The organism is Umbribacter vaginalis (assembly GCA_001552935.1).
Taxonomy (GTDB): domain Bacteria; phylum Actinomycetota; class Coriobacteriia; order Coriobacteriales; family Eggerthellaceae; genus Berryella; species Berryella vaginalis.
The window spans coordinates 176,388-194,543 of record KQ959705.1; the positions used below are offsets into that span (position 1 = coordinate 176,388).

The 18,156-nt window shown below is 47.3% G+C and carries 15 protein-coding genes and 4 tRNA genes; 18 read left to right on the forward strand and 1 reads right to left on the reverse strand.

Translation table 11 applies throughout. The annotated features are described in order from the left end of the window. Positions 1–82: 82 nt before the first annotated feature. The 13 genes from HMPREF3190_RS05445 (at position 83) to map (ending at position 9,758) form a co-directional block, all read left to right on the forward strand. Positions 83–1,996 carry an InlB B-repeat-containing protein gene (locus tag HMPREF3190_RS05445; RefSeq protein WP_449676293.1) on the forward strand — a complete coding sequence of 638 codons (1,914 nt, stop codon included), beginning with the start codon at positions 83–85 and terminating at the stop codon, positions 1,994–1,996. 345 nt (positions 1,997–2,341) lie between these two features. Beyond that, complete coding sequence (locus HMPREF3190_RS05455; protein ID WP_066781130.1) at positions 2,342–3,916, forward strand: sodium/proline symporter; 1,575 nt, start codon at positions 2,342–2,344, stop codon at positions 3,914–3,916. A gap of 231 nt (positions 3,917–4,147) precedes the next feature. Next, a tRNA-Tyr gene (locus HMPREF3190_RS05460) sits at positions 4,148–4,232 on the forward strand. Positions 4,233–4,236: 4 nt separating this feature from the next. Continuing rightward, positions 4,237–4,312, forward strand: a tRNA-Thr gene (locus HMPREF3190_RS05465). A 4-nt stretch (positions 4,313–4,316) separates the two neighbouring features. Beyond that, positions 4,317–4,393: transfer RNA gene (locus tag HMPREF3190_RS05470), tRNA-Met, on the forward strand. A 100-nt stretch (positions 4,394–4,493) separates the two neighbouring features. Beyond that, positions 4,494–5,696, forward strand: a complete 1,203-nt coding sequence (gene tuf, locus HMPREF3190_RS05475; protein WP_066781132.1) for an elongation factor Tu — start codon at positions 4,494–4,496, stop codon at positions 5,694–5,696. A gap of 231 nt (positions 5,697–5,927) precedes the next feature. Further along, positions 5,928–6,068, forward strand: coding sequence for a 50S ribosomal protein L33 (gene rpmG / locus HMPREF3190_RS07325; protein WP_449676308.1), 141 nt, complete (start codon positions 5,928–5,930; stop codon positions 6,066–6,068). 19 nt (positions 6,069–6,087) lie between these two features. After that, positions 6,088–6,164, forward strand: a tRNA-Trp gene (locus HMPREF3190_RS05480). A 111-nt stretch (positions 6,165–6,275) separates the two neighbouring features. Continuing rightward, positions 6,276–6,692: a preprotein translocase subunit SecE gene (gene secE / locus HMPREF3190_RS05485; RefSeq protein WP_066781133.1), complete on the forward strand. Its 417-nt coding sequence runs from the start codon at positions 6,276–6,278 to the stop codon at positions 6,690–6,692. A 2-nt stretch (positions 6,693–6,694) separates the two neighbouring features. Continuing rightward, positions 6,695–7,234 (forward strand): transcription termination/antitermination protein NusG, encoded by a 540-nt coding sequence (gene nusG, locus HMPREF3190_RS05490; RefSeq protein WP_066781135.1) that lies wholly within the window; start codon positions 6,695–6,697, stop codon positions 7,232–7,234. 178 nt (positions 7,235–7,412) lie between these two features. Beyond that, on the forward strand, positions 7,413–7,916 hold the full coding sequence (rplK, locus tag HMPREF3190_RS05495) for a 50S ribosomal protein L11 (RefSeq protein WP_066781137.1): 504 nt from the start codon (positions 7,413–7,415) through the stop codon (positions 7,914–7,916). A 94-nt stretch (positions 7,917–8,010) separates the two neighbouring features. Further along, the gene (rplA, locus tag HMPREF3190_RS05500) at positions 8,011–8,721 is read left to right on the forward strand and encodes a 50S ribosomal protein L1 (protein ID WP_066781139.1); all 711 of its coding nucleotides are present in this window, start codon (positions 8,011–8,013) and stop codon (positions 8,719–8,721) included. A gap of 266 nt (positions 8,722–8,987) precedes the next feature. Continuing rightward, positions 8,988–9,758 (forward strand): type I methionyl aminopeptidase, encoded by a 771-nt coding sequence (map, locus tag HMPREF3190_RS05505; protein ID WP_066781141.1) that lies wholly within the window; start codon positions 8,988–8,990, stop codon positions 9,756–9,758. A 160-nt stretch (positions 9,759–9,918) separates the two neighbouring features. Here map and murJ read toward each other — a convergent pair whose 3' ends face one another. Next, positions 9,919–11,520, reverse strand: a complete 1,602-nt coding sequence (gene murJ / locus HMPREF3190_RS05510; protein WP_066781143.1) for a murein biosynthesis integral membrane protein MurJ — start codon at positions 11,518–11,520, stop codon at positions 9,919–9,921. Between the two features lie 205 nt (positions 11,521–11,725). Here murJ and HMPREF3190_RS05515 point away from each other — a divergent pair, with 205 nt between their 5' ends. The 5 genes from HMPREF3190_RS05515 (at position 11,726) to rsmH (ending at position 18,120) form a co-directional block, all read left to right on the forward strand. Further along, positions 11,726–13,117 (forward strand): NAD(+)/NADH kinase, encoded by a 1,392-nt coding sequence (locus HMPREF3190_RS05515; RefSeq protein ID WP_066781145.1) that lies wholly within the window; start codon positions 11,726–11,728, stop codon positions 13,115–13,117. A 438-nt stretch (positions 13,118–13,555) separates the two neighbouring features. Continuing rightward, positions 13,556–15,157: a CTP synthase gene (locus HMPREF3190_RS05520; RefSeq protein WP_066781147.1), complete on the forward strand. Its 1,602-nt coding sequence runs from the start codon at positions 13,556–13,558 to the stop codon at positions 15,155–15,157. Positions 15,158–15,408: 251 nt separating this feature from the next. After that, complete coding sequence (locus tag HMPREF3190_RS05525; protein ID WP_066781150.1) at positions 15,409–16,350, forward strand: tyrosine recombinase; 942 nt, start codon at positions 15,409–15,411, stop codon at positions 16,348–16,350. Between the two features lie 336 nt (positions 16,351–16,686). Continuing rightward, positions 16,687–17,136: a division/cell wall cluster transcriptional repressor MraZ gene (locus HMPREF3190_RS05530; RefSeq protein WP_066781153.1), complete on the forward strand. Its 450-nt coding sequence runs from the start codon at positions 16,687–16,689 to the stop codon at positions 17,134–17,136. Between the two features lie 12 nt (positions 17,137–17,148). Next, entirely contained in the window at positions 17,149–18,120 is a 972-nt protein-coding gene (gene rsmH / locus HMPREF3190_RS05535; protein ID WP_066781156.1) for a 16S rRNA (cytosine(1402)-N(4))-methyltransferase RsmH, read from the forward strand. Positions 18,121–18,156: the final 36 nt, after the last annotated feature.

The window sequence follows — 18,156 nt, forward strand, 5'->3', positions numbered from 1 at the left end:
GGGGGGGGGGTAGGCATTTTTAAAAGATATAATCATACTTACAATTTTTAGGAGAAGGACTGCTGTGCGTTATCAACGTTTAATGAAAAGATTCTGCAATGGTTGTATAGTACTGGCGTTTTTGAGCATTATGATGGGTGTTCATGTAGTAACAACGCATTCATTAGGATATGCGGAAACTCAACCATCAGCTACGCAATCATCAGGCACCCCAACCTCTAATTCTCAACCATCAAATACACCAGCTGCAAACACCCAAGCATCAGGCGCGCCAGCATTAGCCACCTCTTCACCTGCACAAAGCAATAATAATTCTGCAGCTGTAACCGACTCGTCGGATTCCTATAAGCCAGTTAAGCTCACCAATGAACAGATGAAGGAATATTATTTTATAAATCTAACCTTGCAATATAAAGCCCTTGATACGCGCATTGTTCCAGGTGATAAAACTACATTTATCCAACCTGATAGTGATTTCGGGCTTTTGGATACCTCATGGCAAAATGGTTCGAACTCTGATCCACCATACAGAAAGCAGCATAATGATGTACTTGCAAAGTATCGCGCCGTAAAGTTTTGTTTTTTTGACAACACGCTTAAGAAGGAAGCTACCGATATAAAGGAGCTTGATTTTGGCGATCCCGTAAATATCAGCAGGATTTTTTTCGGATTTAATCCCGATCATGAATATAAGATTTCTATTGTTGGTGAAACGGTACCATCACCGTATGCGCTTGGTTTTAGTTTGCGTCATTCTGACCATACAAGCCCTGTTGCTACAACGCTTACCTTTCAAATAAATAAACAATATTCCCTCTCTAGCGGTGCTCCAGTTGAAAAAGGCGATAATTGGAATATTCCTTATCAGTTTATAGATCTTAAAGATCATTTTGTGAAGACTACTCTTTTTATGCTGCCCATGGAGTTTATATTTGCTAATTCTGCACATGATGCGAAAGATGCGTTAACAATTGAAAAAGACCCTGCAACTGCAGATAAGTATTCATTTGTATATCACAACGAAAAGATTTTTAAGCGCGTGCGTATCAAAGATAATAAGCTCGATATTCCAACGGAGGTACCCAAGCGTGCTGGATACAAGTTTTTAGGCTGGGGATATAATCTGTTGTTTCCTAAAAAAGCAGATGGAACCCCAGATGATGATCAAAATGCCTATACTATACACAATGTATTGGAATGTACGCGCCAAGGTAACTTAACACCTGACCAGGAAAATAAGTGTTATAGCGATTATACCAACTGGGCTGCAGAGACAATGCGTTTTGATGCAAGACATATGCGCCCGGCGTATCAGTGGTCTATTATTCGGGATGGTGTTATCAACAAGTACGGCATGCAAAAAGACTTTTTACATGCGGAGTCGCCCGTATTTATCGTATTTGCTGTTTGGAAAAAAATTCCAGCTCATACGGTTACATTTGATCCACAAGGTGGCATCTTGCATGGAAACCCTACGGTAACAGTAGAAGATTCAGCGTTATTACCCAAGCCACAAGACCCTACCAAACAAAATTACGACTTTCTTGGCTGGTATCTCGACAATACGTTATGGGATTTTGACAGCCAAACTGTTACGGGCGATCTTACGTTAAAAGCGAAATGGAAAGAAAAGAAGAAAGCTCCCGAGCCTGCGCCAATACCTACACCACCCACACCCGCGCCTACGCCTGAGCCCGATGTAACTCCAAAGCCGCAGCCAAGGCCACCTGTTCCCTTAACGCCACCTGCCGTTGACCCGAATAAAAGCGCTGATCCTGTTCCAGTACCTACACCATCAGTACCCCTTACACCTTCCCCTGCAGTTCCCCCTGTGTCACCGACAGAGGCAGCGCTCAATCCATCACCAGCAAAGCAACAGATCAAAACGGCATTGCCTCGCACGGATGACGTACCAGCGCTACCTGCATTGGTATTGACTGCATGTGCGTTGATAGCTTCATTATGTGTTATGAGGCAGGCACGTTTGCATCATTAAGCATGCGCGAATGTAATTTTGACGTGCGATCTTTTTGATTCGTTCTTTTAAGATGCGACTTCTTGAAGCTCGTTCTTCTGAAATAAAACGATAACGCGCAGCGTGAGTAGCTCTTAATGGTGGCATAGGGCGTGCCATTTGGTGACAGGGGAATGAAGGGTACTTCTCCAAAGTACAAGGAAGGCTGGTGTGCGAAAGTGCATCAGCTTTTTCTTTTATGGTACGTGCATCGCATATTGTTTGTTGCTGTTTTGCTGTAATATCTGCGCGTCTTGTGGGAAAATCATGGTATAGTAATCAGATTATTTTACAAATGTCCGCCTATATAAGCGAGAATGGATCGGTATGGTCGAACACGATTTTCTAGTGCTGTTTGCAATGCTTTTGTACTTCATTGTTGTGCTGACAATAGGTTTTGTGTATGCGAAGCGCTCAAATTCCTCAACGTCAGAGTACTTTTTAGGTGGGCGCGGCGTTGGCCCCTGGCTTACTGCACTTTCTGCTGAAGCTTCCGACATGTCGGGCTGGCTGCTTATGGGCCTGCCAGGTGTTGCGTATTTCACGGGCGCGTCCGAAGCCGTTTGGACGGGCGTGGGCATTGCGCTGGGTACCTACCTCAACTGGAAGCTGGTTGCCAAGCGTTTGCGCGTGTATTCCGAGCTCACAGAGTCAATTACTCTGCCCGATTTCTACTCTAAGCGCTATGGCGACACCAAAAACATCATCTCGACGGTAGCAGCGCTTATTATCGTGCTGTTTTTCAGCATTTACGTGGGAAGTTGTTTTGTCACGGTCGGCAAATTGTTCGCTACCTTGTTCGGCTTAAACTATGCTGCGATGATGGTGCTGGGTGCTATCATCGTATTTTTGTACACGTTGGTCGGCGGCTACTTATCGGTTGTCGTAACCGATTTTGTGCAAGGCATTCTTATGTTTTTTGCGCTGGCAATGGTGGTGTGCGGCTCAATAATTTGGGCGGGTGGTTTCAACGAAACGCTTGCGTTTCTGCAGGCCATCCCCGGATTTTTGAGCATCACTGAACACGCAAAACCCGTTCTTGATGCCACCGGTTATCAAGTGGCGTTCGATCAGCTTCCTGCGTTTGCAGCACCCGCGCCCTTTAGCGCACTTACGGCGCTTTCCCTGTTGGCGTGGGGTTTAGGCTACTTCGGTATGCCTCAAGTACTCGTGCGTTTTATGTCGGCGCGCCACGTGTCCGACATCAAGAAATCGCGCATCATCGCGGTGTTATGGTGCGTTATCTCTATGGCAAGCGCCATCCTTATCGGGCTTATTTCGCGCGTCATTCTTCCTACATATTTTGGAACGCAATCGCAAGCTGAAAATGCGTTTATTGTGCTTGCACAGATGATGCTGCCGTCGTTTATGTGCGGCGTTGTTGTTTCTGGCATTTTTGCGGCGTCGATGTCGTCTTCGTCATCGTATTTGCTGATTGCAGGCTCATCGGTTGCCGAGAACCTGTATCGTGGCATGCTGCGCCGCCACGCCAGCGATCGGGAAGTGCTTATTGTTGCGCGCTTCACGCTGATTGTGGTATTTATGTTCGGCATTTTGGTTGCCTACGACGAACATTCCTCCATCTTTGCCGTTGTGTCGCATGCGTGGGCAGGGCTTGGCGCGTCGTTTGGCCCGCTGACGCTGCTTGCACTGTATTGGAAGCGCTCAACGAAACAAGGCGCGCTTGCAGGCATGCTCGCAGCAACAGTGTTTGTGATTTTCTGGGTGCAAGTTCTGGCGCCTCTCGGTGGCATTTTTGGCATCTACGAGCTACTTCCTGCATTCTGCGTAGGAACGCTTGTGCATATTATCGTCAGTTTATGCACGTCGAACGCACATGCCGACGCCCAGCAATCGCTTGAACTTTTTGACGCATATCAAACAAAGCTTGCAGAAAAATAAATTTTTGGAAATTATTGCTGAGCAGGCTTTTTGTTGAATTTTGTGCGCCGTATTTTCCACGATATGCGTTTGACGTGGGAAAATGTGCGGAGAGTGTAGATACACCCGGATCCGTGTAAGATGTTGACACGAAACTTTATCTAGCGTATTATTCTCGTGCTCATGTGCGAAGCACCTGTGTACATGTGCAGGAAGCTTGATAACTACACATGAATGAAGCACCAATTATGTGGGAGTGTGCCCGAGTGGTTAAAGGGGACGGGCTGTAAACCCGTTAGCTATGCTTACCAAGGTTCGAATCCTTGCGCTCCCACCATCGCGCCCGTGTAGCTCAGTCGGTAGAGCACTTCGTTGGTAACGAAGAGGTCACCGGTTCAAGTCCGGTCGCGGGCTCCATTTTGGCGGTGTAGCTCAGGTGGTCAGAGCACACGGTTCATACCCGTGGCGTCACTGGTTCGAATCCAGTCACCGCTACCAGTTACCTAACATCCGATATGGATGTTTTAGTATACAATCGAAACGTAACAGTAGGAAATTAGTCGCACGCAAGCGATTAAGCAACAAGGAGGATGATTTCATGGCTAAAGAGAAGTTTGACCGTTCAAAGCCACATGTTAACATCGGTACTATTGGTCACGTAGACCATGGTAAAACAACACTTACCGCAGCAATTTCAAAGACACTGTCACAAAATGACGGTTCACATGGTAGCGCCCATGCCGACTTTACTGCATTTGAAGATATCGATAAAGCTCCTGAAGAGCGTGAGCGTGGTATTACCATCTCAATTGCTCACATTGAGTATGAAACCGATAAACGTCACTATGCACACGTAGACTGCCCAGGCCATGCTGACTACGTTAAGAACATGATTACTGGTGCTGCTCAGATGGACGGCGCAATTCTCGTAATTGCTGCAACCGATGGTCCTATGGCTCAAACTCGTGAGCACATCCTTCTTGCTCGTCAGGTAGGTGTACCTTACATCGTTGTATTCCTGAACAAATGCGACATGGTTGATGACGAAGAACTTATCGACCTTGTTGAAATGGAAACACGTGAGCTTCTTTCAACCTATGAATTCCCAGGAGATGATATTCCTATCATCCGCGGTTCTGCTTTGAAGGCGCTCGAAGGTGACGCAAAGTGGCAGGAAAAGATTTGGGAGCTTATGGATGCTGTTGATACATACATCCCAACTCCTGAACGTGACACCGACAAGCCTTTCTTGATGGCTGTTGAAGATACCATGACGATTACCGGACGTGGTACTGTTGCAACTGGTCGTGTTGAGCGTGGTGTTCTGCACCTGAACGATCCTATGGAGATTGTTGGTATTAAAGATACACAAAGCACAGTTTGCACGGGTATCGAAATGTTCCGCAAGCTTCTTGATGAAGCGCAAGCAGGCGACAACATCGGATGCTTGATGCGTGGTATTAAGCGCGAAGACATCATCCGTGGTCAGGTACTTTGCAAGCCTGGTTCAGTTACACCTCACACCGACTTCAAAGGCCAAGTATACGTTCTTACCAAGGAAGAAGGCGGACGTCACACCCCATTCTTCGATGGTTATCGTCCTCAGTTCTACTTCCGCACCACCGACGTTACAGGTGTTGCACATCTTCCTGAGGGAACCGAAATGGTTATGCCTGGTGATAATGTTGAAATTACCGCTCAACTTATTCACCCCATCGCTATGGAGCAGGGTCTTCGCTTTGCTATCCGTGAAGGTGGACGTACCGTTGGTTCTGGCCGCGTAACTGAAATTATCAAATAGTTTTTGTTGTGCACTTGGTGAGCCCACAGCATTCCTGTGGGCTCGCTTTACTTAAATTCGTGTGTAACAAGCAGAAATGAACAGAACCGTTTTGGTTGCACACGTGTTGCTTATGTCATAAGCGTTGTGCGTCTTTCGCACGCGCAGGCAAGCATACCGCGTATACATGTGAAGTTACATAAGCAAATAAGCAGACACGAGCTCGTTTAAGAGGAGTTATTCATGCGTACAATGGTCACCTTAGCGTGCACAGAGTGCAAGCGCCGTAATTATACGACCACGAAAAATAAGCAGACCTTACCTGATCGCTTTGAAATTAAGAAGTATTGCAAGTGGTGCGGTAACCATACCGTTCATCGCGAGACTCGTTAGTGTTTGATGACACAAGCATAGGCCAGTAGCTCCAATTGGTAGAGCGGCGGTCTCCAAAACCGCATGTTGGGGGTTCGAGTCCCTCCTGGCCTGCCAGCTTGTAAGCAGCTTGCTTTCAGGTTACTATAAGCGTATAGCAATCTGAAGTCAGGCTGCTTGTTTGACGTTTAGTGACACGTTTTAGTGTTGAGTAAAGTAGGTTAGAGTATGGCACATAAATCGAAGACACAGCGTGCGAAAGCATCTGCTGCTCGTAGCGCCCGCAAGGCAGAACGCGAGGAGATGACAAGCACCGATCAGCAAACGCAAGAGCGTGTAGAAACATCTGCTGAAAAACCTAAGAAGTCGATTTTTAAGAAAACAAAGGCAGATGTGCGTACTCAAACGCCTGATGTTCTTGTTTCTAAAAAATCTGAATCAACAGAACCGAAAAAGTCACGCTTGGCATTTTTTAAAGATGTAAAATCGGAACTTAAGCGTGTTACGTGGCCAACAAAAGCGGACGTATTGCAGTGGAGCGTTGTTGTTGTGGCTGCACTTATCTTCTTTGGTATTTATGTTGGCGTCCTTGATAACGCTATTATTACTCCTCTGCTGTTTGCTATTTCGGGGTTAGGGGCGTAATCGTGTCAAAAAAATGGTATGTTCTTCACACGTATTCAGGCTACGAGAATAAAGTTAAAAATACGCTCGAGCAGCGCATTGAGGCGCTCGGTCTTGAAAATAATATCTTTGCTATCGAAATTCCAACCGAAACGGTTACTGAAATTAAAGATGGTGGAAAGCGTGTTGAAGCTGAGCACAAAGTATTGCCAGGTTATGTGCTTGTTCGTATGGAGCTTGACTCACGTAGCTGGTCGTATGTACGTAATACGCCAGGCGTTACGGGCTTTGTCGGTTCACAGGGCAAACCTGAGCCGCTTACTCGTGAAGAATACAATAAAATTATGGGCTATACCAAAAAAGCTGCTGGTGTGCCTGTTAAAACCTCGACCTCTATCTCGGTGGGCGATGCTATTCGCGTTATCTCAGGTCCGCTTGCCGATTTTGATGGTACGGTATCTGAAGTATGTTCTGATACTGGCAAAGTGAAAGTTATGGTTTCGATTTTCGGCCGTGAAACGCCGGTTGAGCTTTCGTTCGATCAAGTTTCACGTATTGAATAAACTCGCAATAAGGTTGCTTATTTGAGCATTCTCATTGTGTGGAAGTGACAAAATTGTTCGCATGCAACAGTTTTGCGACGCGTACTACCGCATGCACATACCTAACCGTCGCGCCTGAGTGGACACAGGGCTTCTCGCGAATAGGTAGAAAGTTGGATTATTGTGAAAGGATTTTCTTATGGCTCCAAAAGCTAAGAAAGCAACCGGTTTTGTTAAGTTGCAAATTCCTGCAGGTGCTGCGAATCCAGCTCCTCCTGTAGGTCCTGCCTTAGGTGCACAAGGCGTTAACATCATGCAGTTCTGCCAAGCGTTTAACGCGCAAACGCAGGAGCAATCGGGAACTATCATCCCTGTTGAAATTACTGTTTATGAAGATAAGTCATTTACGTTTGTGTGCAAAACGCCACCAGCAGCCGTACTTATCAAAGAAAAGCTGGGTATTAAATCGGGCGCTGGCATTCCTCAGTTGCAGTCGGTTGGCACGCTTACGCTTGATCAGCTGCGCGAAATTGCAGAAATTAAGCTTCCTGATTTGAACGCCAACACCATTGAAGCAGCAATGGAAGTTATTGCTGGTACTGCTCGCTCGATGGGTGTTCGCATTGAAGGACGCGAGATGAAGAAGAAATACGTTCCTTCAAAGAAACTTGCTGAAGCACTAAAAGCTGCTTCACAAGCATAAGTGTACCTGTAACGTTATTGCCCGTGCGCGCATGGGTGCGTGCATGTAAGTGGAAGAACATTGTGTTCGTTTCCCTACCACGAAAGGAAGTATCATGGCAAAAGATTCAAAGAACTACAAAGCTGCACATGCAGCGATCGAAAAGGAGCTGTATGCTCCGCTTGAGGCATTTGAGCTGCTCAAAAGCTTTCCTCATGCAAAGTTTGACGAAACAGTTGAAGCGCATTTTCGTTTAGGCGTTGATACGCGCAAGGCTGACCAGCAAATTCGTGGAACGGTAAGCTTGCCTCATGGTTCAGGTAAAACAGTTCGCGTTGCCGTGTTTGCGGAAGGCGATGCTGCTCGTGCCGCTCAAGAGGCTGGTGCGGATATCGTTGGATCAGATGATTTAGTTGCTGATATTCTTGCTGGCAATATTAATTTTGATGCTGCGGTGTCAACGCCTGATCAGATGGTGAAAGTTGGCCGTTTGGGTAAGGTGCTGGGCCCTCGCGGACTTATGCCAAATCCGAAACTTGGTACCGTTACGCCTGATGTTGCAAAGGCAATTGGCGAGCTGAAAGGTGGTCGTGTGGAATATCGCGCCGACCGTTTTGGTATCGCTCATGTTGTGCTGGGCAAAGTAAGCTTTGATGCGAAAGCGCTTGCAGAGAACTATGGTGTGGTATTTGACGAGCTGTTACGTGCAAAACCTGCCAGTGCAAAGGGTCGCTATGTAAAGAGTATTTCAGTCTCTTCAACTATGAGCCCTGGTATTCCTGTTGATTCTGCTGTTCAAAAAGAATACAGCACACCTGTTGCATAAGCTTTTGGTTGCTAAGCTTCTTGTGTAAGAGCGTTACAATTACAGAATAGGGGGGAGCATCGCGGTTACGCGGTGCTCCTTTTTGTTTCTAGAGCGAAACGTGCTGCTGCTTTTGTATAAGTAGTATGCGTATGACAGCGTGTACACATTTCGATTGAGTAATGTGTTGATATTCAGGTGTCTGTAAATAACGATGGAGTGTGTTTTGTGCATGCGCACAGCCGAGTACCTGAAGTGAATAGTATGTGTGAGAAAGTGATCACGATATGATTATCAAGAAAAGCCCTGCTGAAATTGAAGCTATGAAAGTATCAGGCGAGCTGTCGGCGCGCGTGCTGCGCGAAGTGGGAGCACGCTGCGTACCAGGTGTTTCTACGTATGAGCTTGATGCATTTGCCGAGGAGTACATTCGCGCGAACGGCGGTATTCCTACATTCAAAGGCTATTATGGCTATCCAGCGTCGTTGTGTGCATCTATCAATAACGAAATCGTGCACGGTATTCCGTCCAAGAAGAAAATTTTACATGATGGCGACATTATTTCAATTGATATTGGCGCTACGGTGGATGGGTGGGCAGGCGATAACGCGTGGACCTTTGCGGTTGGCTCAATCGAGTCTGAATGGCAGCGCTTGCTTGACGTTACGGAACAATGTTTGTGGGAAGGTATTGCCGCAGCTCAACCGGGTGGACATGTGGGTGATATTGGTTTTGCTGTGTCGCGTGTTGCCAAAGAGGCGCGTTTTGGTGTTGTGCGTGGTTACACGGGGCACGGTATTGGGCGCGATATGCATGAAGATCCTTTTGTTCCCAATGTTGGGTTTCGACATACGGGCTCGAAATTGGAAGTGGGCATGGTGTTGGCAATTGAGCCGATGATTACGCTGGGAAGCCCGCATACACAAGAAGCTGCTGATGGTTGGCTGGTAACAACGAAAGATGGCAGCGTTGCCGCGCATTTTGAGAAGACGATTGCCATTACGAAAAACGGTCCCGTACTGGTTTCGGTTGAACCTGGTCACAGGCGCCCTGTGTAGGTGCGCCATGTAGAGCGGCTGACGATGTTGTGACGTCTCGGCATTGCAGCGCTCCTATCAGGCATAACGAGAGTTCTGCGCCACCTCTCTGACGCGTCCCGTTTTCGTGCACGTTCACGTTCCCAACGCGCACCTGCTGATTCCGTATACGCACGCGCGCTTAGCGAGCAAAGCGCTTTTTCAAACGTTTTAGCATGTTAGCTGCATAGTCTATTTCTGATACGCGCATCCATTTTCCCAGAAGCGCAATTATTGCCAGCCCAACAATGCCGCAACAGATAAGTTCAAGCGCGCCTATACCGATTGATATTTTCCCGGGGAACAGCAGTGCAAAACCGCGTGCTGCGAGATACGCTATACCAGCTCCTATTACACTTGCCACCAGCATTTTTATAGCTGTTTTCACCAGCGGCATCAGCAGAAATGCTCCCACTTTTTTGCGCAACAAGCCAATGAGTATCAGCGCACTGAGCGTGTAATACACAATATCGCTTACGGCAATTCCGTATAATCCTAAAATCTCAGGCTTGCATAAAACGCCATACAGCACACATTGCACAATCATTCCCAGCGTACAAATAAGCGCGTACAGGAAAAATTTCTTGATGCTGGCATACACTTGATACATATACATCGTAATAGCGTATAAGGGTAAGCTGATTACCCATATGCTTAACAGCGATGAAACACCCGCTACATCACTTGCGTTGAACGCGCCTGCACGAAACAAGCTAATAAGAGGTGACGACAGTGCAATGATAAGCGCCGCGCAGGGGATAATAAGTGCTAGCATGACGCTGAGAGACTGACACAGTAGGCGCCGCAGCTTGATAAGTTTGCCACGCGCAGCAAGTGAACTGAGTTCTGTAAACAGCGGCGCGGTAATCGACACGATGATCACGCCATAGGGTAGTTGATACCAAATGCGAGCATAGGCAATAGTTGCAGGTCCGCTTTCGGTACACATAAGCGAAAAGCTGTTTCGACACGAAAATGCTAGCAGTGTTCCTAAAATATACAGAACCGTTGGAAGTGCAATGCGAAACGAATCGCGAAGCGCTTGGTCTCGTAATGAAAGCGTGGCGCTCCACTTAAATTTCACGCGTATCAGAGCAGGAATTTGTATGACGTATTGCACAAATACACCCAGCGTCGTGCCCACACCCAAGATGATAAGTGCCAGTTGAGCGTCGCGTGAGGCAACGATGCTGTACGTTACAAATGCTGCAATCACAACAATATTATTGAGTGTTGGTGCAACGGACGTAAGAAAATATTTGCGGTGCGCATTGAGGATGATGCTGAAAATTCCTCCTAGGCCATATAACAGAATTTGAATGGCAAAAATACGAAACAAGACAATGGCAACAGCGCTTACTTCGGGTGATTGTGCGCTAAACGTTTGTGTTGCTACAGCGTATGGTGCGCCTACGATACAGATAATACTTATACAGCTGAGCACCAGAAATGTAATGTTTAATAGGTTGCTCGCATATGTATCGCTGCGCGCTTGACCTTCCTGCTCTTTCAGCGTGAGGTATAACGGCAGAAAGGCAGCGGTAAGAATACCGCCTGCTACCAGCTCGAAAATAATATTCGGCATGTTGTTTGCTACATTATATGCCGAAGCGATAAGGGTGTTTCCCAGTGCAAACGCCATTGCCCATGTGCGCAACAAGCCAGTAATGCGTGAAAGAAGCGTTGCCGCTGTCATAAGCATGCTAGAGCGCGCTATTGAGCTCGGTGTTGCAGTTTCACTCACATGGAATCCTTATCGTTGTATAAAAATGCGACGTGTCGAGGGTGTCTCTTGTAACGTTAGTTGTTGGGCATGCCAGGTTAATATTCTCGTATAATACAGTATGTGTTGCGATTATGCTTCAATGTATAGTGCGATTATACTCGATATTGGTGCTTGGGGGCAGTTTTGTTATGTCTTCGCATGTTTTCCGAAGGAGCGATGTGGCATGCGCATTTTAATTGTAGTGAATAAACGCAGTAAAAAGGCATGTGAAGCACATTATGCTTTGCTTGCATATTGTGATGCTGCACACATTGAACATTTGAGTTTGACTACTGATGATCTGCCTTTATGTACACAGGTTTACGATTTTATTGATGCGATTGACGGTGATAGTGAAGGTGTCGGCGGCGTTGGTGCTGGGGAAGGTGGTGCTGGTGCAAATACGCGTGCAACATGGGGCGATACCGTTTCCACCAGCAGCAATGCGTCGTCTTTTGCGTCAGGTGATGCGTGTATATGCACGCCTGCTTTGCATGAAGCGCTGCTCAGCACGCTGAAGGCATCGGCGCATGGCGCGGAAGCGGGTGCGGCATCGGGCGCTTCGGCGTCGGGAACGGAAGCACGGTTTGACCTGCTCATCGCGTTAGGTGGCGATGGCAGCGTTCTGCGTTCAAGCCGTCTTGCCGCCATGCTTGACGTTCCAATTTTGGGTTTGAATTTCGGGCATTTGGGATTTTTGTGCAATAACGTTCAGGATAACATGATTGAAATTGTAACTGATGCGCTTGCGGGCGACATTGCGGCAGAAGTGCGCGAAACCTTGTGCATTGATATTGAATGTCCCGCTGATGAGGCTCATAACATCGCTGTTGAACAGCATGCCCAGCCGCTCCATGCGCTACAAGTCAATCAGCTTGCGTGCCAAGGCATCGACCCGCACGCGTTTGCAAACGGTGAGTGTTCATCAGCGCAAACGCTTGCTTCGGGCGTTCCCGCGCAATCCGCACAACATGCGGCTTTGGCGTTTGATGCTGAAGAAAATAATTTGCCCATCGGCTCTGATGTGTTAGCAGCTCAGCGCGAAAAATCCTTGCAAGAACGGCAGCATGGTTTGGGAAGCGGCGCTGTTTTGCCTGCTAAAACGCATAGTCGTCGCCTTTTTGCACTGAATGAAATTACCATCGCGCGCGGCGCGTCAGGCCGTATTTTCGACTTTGACATTGAAATTTCCGGCGATCATGTTGCGCGCATGCGTGGCGACGGCGTGGTCATTTCCTCGGCGACGGGTTCAAGCGCCTACGCGCTTTCGGCAGGCGGACCGTTTATTTCACCAGCTTATAGGGGAGTTTTGGTTGTTCCGGTAGCGCCGCATACGCTTAACTCGCGCGCGATTGTTACCGCTCCGCACGATTGTGTTGAAATTTCTCTTGAGCGGCAGCGCGAGCGCGAAACGGAAGTGTCGTTTTTTGTTGACGGCGACGTTGTTGAGTTCGACGAAAAGGTAGCGCGCGTGAAAGTGTGCAAGGGTGCTCGCCCAATTCGCTTGCTCAAGTACCACAAAGAAAGTTTCTATAAGCTTATCGAGGAAACGTTTTTCAAAAGCTATGAGCACTAGGCGAGCTTTAAGAGAAATGCTGTTGGCGCTGCGCACACTCGCACATACATGCTGGTTCTTGGCAGGGGCACCGTGCGTAACACTTGCAGGCGTTCATGTTTTCGTACCAGTGCCAATACTTACGTTGTTGTAGCACCGCTCGCACGCGTTCCCATACCAGCGCTCGCACACCGCCTCTACCAGCACATCTATCAGAACCGCCTACGTTCCCCACAAAACTGCCCATGCTCACCCGTGTTCCTCATAAACCGCGTACGTTCTCGCGCGTTCTACACGTTCAAGATTTCTTTTGAGAATAGCAGCTTCCATCGCGTGTAAAGCGTGTGTGTGTGGTAACATAGTCTGTTGAACGCAAGGCGTTTGCACATCAAAAATTAGGCAGTTTACGTGCTGTAATCGGTTTGCATACTCAGATACATTGCACAGAAGGAGGAGTTCATGGCTAAGCATATCTTCGTTACCGGTGGTGTTGTTTCTTCACTTGGAAAAGGGATAACAGCCGCTTCGTTGGGGCATTTGCTCAAGTCGCGAGGATATAAAGTAACCATGCAGAAGATGGATCCATATTTAAATGTCGATCCAGGTACCATGTCTCCTTTTCAGCACGGTGAAGTGTTCGTTACGGAAGATGGTCACGAGGGCGACCTTGATTTGGGTCACTACGAGCGCTTTATCGATGAGAACTTGTTTCGCGAGTCGAATTTTACGCAGGGCTCCATTTATCGAACGCTGATTGCTCGCGAGCGTAAAGGTGATTTTCTTGGTGGAACGATGCAGGTTATTCCTCATGTTACCGATGCAATTAAGGAACGTATTTACCGCGCTGCCGATCACTCGGGCGCAGATTTCGTGATTTCTGAGATTGGCGGCACCATTGGCGATATTGAAATTCAGCCGTTTATTGAGGCAATTCGCCAGTTTAAAAAGGAGCGCCCTTCAGGAGACGTACTGTTTGTACATGTAACGCTGGTGCCCTACATTGCTGCAGCTCATGAAGTAAAAACTAAACCGACGCAGCACTCTGTAAAAGAGTTGCGCTCGCTTGGTGTGCAACCCGATTTTATTGTGTGTCGCTCTGACCACGAAATTACCGACTCAGTTCGTGAAAAAATAGCGCTGTTCTGTGACGTCGCACCTGAGGCTGTGCTTGGTTGCGAAGATGCAGCGTCTATTTATGAAGTACCATTTATCTTGCACAGTCAGGGTTTTGATGAAAAAGTGTGCGAGCGCATGCATCTAACGCCTCATGAAGCGAAGCTTGCACCCTTGCGCGATTATAACGAACGCAGCAAAAATGCGCATAAGACCTGCGATATTGCTGTTGTTGGTAAGTATGTTAGCTTACCTGATGCATACTTGTCGGTGCTTGAGGCGTTGCGTCATGCGGGCGTTTCACAAGACGCGCATGTTAATGTGCATTTGGTGGATGGTGAATCGCTCACACCCAAGCAAGCCGCGCGCGTGCTTGGGAAAATGGATGGCATTTTAGTGCCAGGTGGTTTTGGTAAGCGTGCTTTTGAAGGCAAGATTGCTGCCGTGCAATATGCACGCGAACAGGGTATTCCGTTTTTAGGTATCTGTTTGGGCTTGCAGGCCGCTGTTGTTGAATTTGCACGTCATGTAGCGCATATGCCTCAGGCGTCATCAAGTGAATTTGATGACAATTTGGAATTTCCTGTGGTAGACCTTATGCCTGAACAGGAAGAAGTTGAACAAAAAGGCGCTACGATGCGCTTGGGTTCGTATCCATGCCGTGTTACGCCAAACACGCGTGCTGCGCGCGCGTACGGTGCTGACGTTATCTACGAGCGCCATCGTCACCGCTTTGAAGTAAACAATGCATTTCGTGATCGCCTTACAGAAGCTGGTTTGGTAATTTCGGGAACATCTCCCGATGGTCGCCTTGTTGAAATGATTGAATTGCCCGATCATCCATGGTTTGTTGCGAGCCAAGCACACCCTGAGTTTAAGAGCCGCCCTACGAACCCGCATCCTTTGTTTGTTGGTTTTATTGCTGCAGCTCTTGCTCATAAAGCGTAATTTTTCCATGCGTATTTAAAGCATGGATAGTGTCATATATGTGTGTAGGTGCAGGTGGTTTGCTTGCGCGGTATAGTGTGTGCCGCTACAGGTGCTTGCTATGCAATGTATCGCGTGCAGCTGTAGGTTGTACGCTCATGCAACCTGAAGGATGTTGTTGCAGGTAGTTTGCTTGTGTCATTAAGCATGGTTATGCGCTTTTGAATACGCATTGCGTTGGGTTCATTCAAGCAAACAGAAAGCTGCTTTCTATGAATGATGTAGATACTTCTTTATCAGGTGAGTTAAGCCAGGCAGCGCAATTGTATGTTGCGCACTTGGCTGTCGAGCGCGGTGCTGCTGCGCTTACGATATACGCTTATCGTGCTGATCTTAGCGAGTACCTGTTATTTCTGCAGCAACTGCACGTAGCAAGCGTGCATGATATCAGTGAAACTCACATTTTAAAATATCAAGAAATGCTGGTAGCGCGTCATTATGCGCGTACAACCATTGATCGCCGTTTGAGCGTTGTAAAAGGCTTTCACCGTTTTTTGCTCTCGGATGGTATGTGCGAGCAAAATCCTGCTGCACGCGTAGCACTGCTGAAAAAAATGCAGAAGCTGCCCGATGTTATCTCTATTGATCAGGCTCAACATCTTCTTGATTCAATCGATATTTCAACACCGTTAGGCTTGCGTGATCGCAGTGCGCTTGAGCTGTTATATGGCTGCGGTCTGCGCGTTAGTGAATGTGTTCAGCTGCAACTTTCCGCCCTTAATATTGCTGATGGATACATGCGTGTGTGTGGTAAGGGCAATAAAGAACGCATTGTGCCGGTGTCGGGATGGGGCTTAAAAATGCTTGTTCGTTATTTAGAGGATGGGCGACCTGCAATTCTCGCTCGCTTGAAGAGTGCGCCATCTACACAAACGGTTTACCTTAACGTACGTGGGGGAGCGCTTTCACGCCAAATGATGCATCGTATTGTCGCGCGTGCTGGTTTGTCGATTGGCGTGAAAAATTTGCATCCTCATACGCTGCGGCACTCGTTTGCAACGCACATGCTTGCGGGCGGTGCCGATTTGCGCGTTATTCAAGAGTTATTGGGGCACAGCGACATTGCTACAACGCAAATTTATACGCACGTTGATAGGTCGCATATTCGTGAAGAATACGAACACGCCCATCCGCGCGCATGTGCGCACAGGTAAGTGTGCACATGCGTCCACAGCTTCTCCCATTTTCTCCCACCTTACCAACAGAGACGCAATTTTACGTTCTGTTTCGACAGTTTCTCATGCGTGTAGGCAACTGAAAAGGTAATTTGTAAGGGGTTTTTCAAATTTATTTTTCATAGTATGCAATTATGATGTGTACACCACAAAAAATGCATTATTATATAAATTCTCTTATATATAGTATTGAACTGGTATTTTATAAATTTCCAGGATATTCTTATCATATGCTTTTAATATTTGTGTTGTGAAGTGGGAGAAAGTGGGGTAAGATGTGATTGTCATAAGGAAGTCGGAATAAAAGGGATACCCGTGAGCGAAACAAGCACAAAGATCGTCGATTTGAACGGCGCTTTTCGCTATAAAGTTGATGCGAAAGGGCGTGTATGTCTTCCTGCAAAATTCCGTCGTGCCTTATCAAACGATCTTGTAATCACTAAAAGCCCCGATAACGAATGCTTATTTGTATTTGAACCAGACGCGTTTAATGCGTGGGTTGATCAGCTATTTATCGATCGCTTTGGTGCGTATTCCGCGTCTAACAAAAATCACGTTCGCCTGCGCAGTGCTCTTAAAGCGCGCGCGTTTGATTGTCAGGTTGATGCAGCGGGACGCATTGTGCTACCTGCTGACGTTCGCCATGATGTTCATGTAGAGCGTGACGTGGTTGTTGTTGGTAACACGGGATATTTCGAGATTTGGGATGCTTCTCGCTATGACGACATGACTAAGGAAATTGACCTTAGTGTGTTGTTTAGTTAGAAGACGTGCAACATGACAAACGAATATCGACATATTCCTGTTTTGCTTCACGAATGCTTGGAGAATTTAGCACTTAAACGCGGTGGTATCTATGTGGATGCAACGCTTGGTGGAGCTGGACATTCGTATGAAATTGCGAAGCGAATTGGAGTGGATGGTTTACTGATTGGTATCGATCAAGACGATGTTGCACTTTGTGCAGCACGTCAAAAACTCGGGACGATACCAGCGGACAGCTGTCCTGAACTAGCATTACTGAAAGGTAATTTTTCGCAATTAGACGATTTGCTTGTGTCGCAAGCAATTAGCGGCATTGATGGCATTCTCTTCGATTTAGGTGTTTCATCGGTGCAAATTGACACACCTGATCGCGGATTTTCGTTTAAGGAAGATTGTCCGCTTGACATGCGTATGAACCCGCGCGATACACCTATGAGTGCGCACGATGTTGTAATGACGTACTCACAGCGCGATTTAGCACGTATCATCAGCGAGTATTCCGATGAGAAATGGGCATCGCGTATTGCACAGTTTATTGTTCGCGAACGTGAGCAGCATGATATTGCCACCAGTGGACAGCTGGTTGACATTATCAAAGCAGCCATTCCAGCGTCGGCGCGTCGCGTAGGTGGGCATCCTGCAAAGCGTACGTTTCAAGCGCTTCGCATCGAAGTGAACGACGAGCTTGGTGTGCTGAAGCAGGGACTTACGAGTGCGCTACGCTGGCTTAATCCCGGCGCGCGCTTGTGTGTTATTTCGTATCATTCGCTGGAAGATAAACTGGTTAAGCATTTGTTTTACGAATGGTCGCATCGGTGCACATGCCCTGTTGAGTTAGGTATTTGCACGTGTGGCAAGAAGCCGCTTGTCGATATTCTTACTAAAAAAGCTTATGTTGCACAGACGCAAGAAGTGCGTATAAACGCACGTTCGCGCAGTGCAAAATTACGCGTCTGCAAACGTTGCGCAGATAGTTGCGCTTAGAGCGCTTGCAGCGTTTAACGAAAAGGAGAAAGGTAG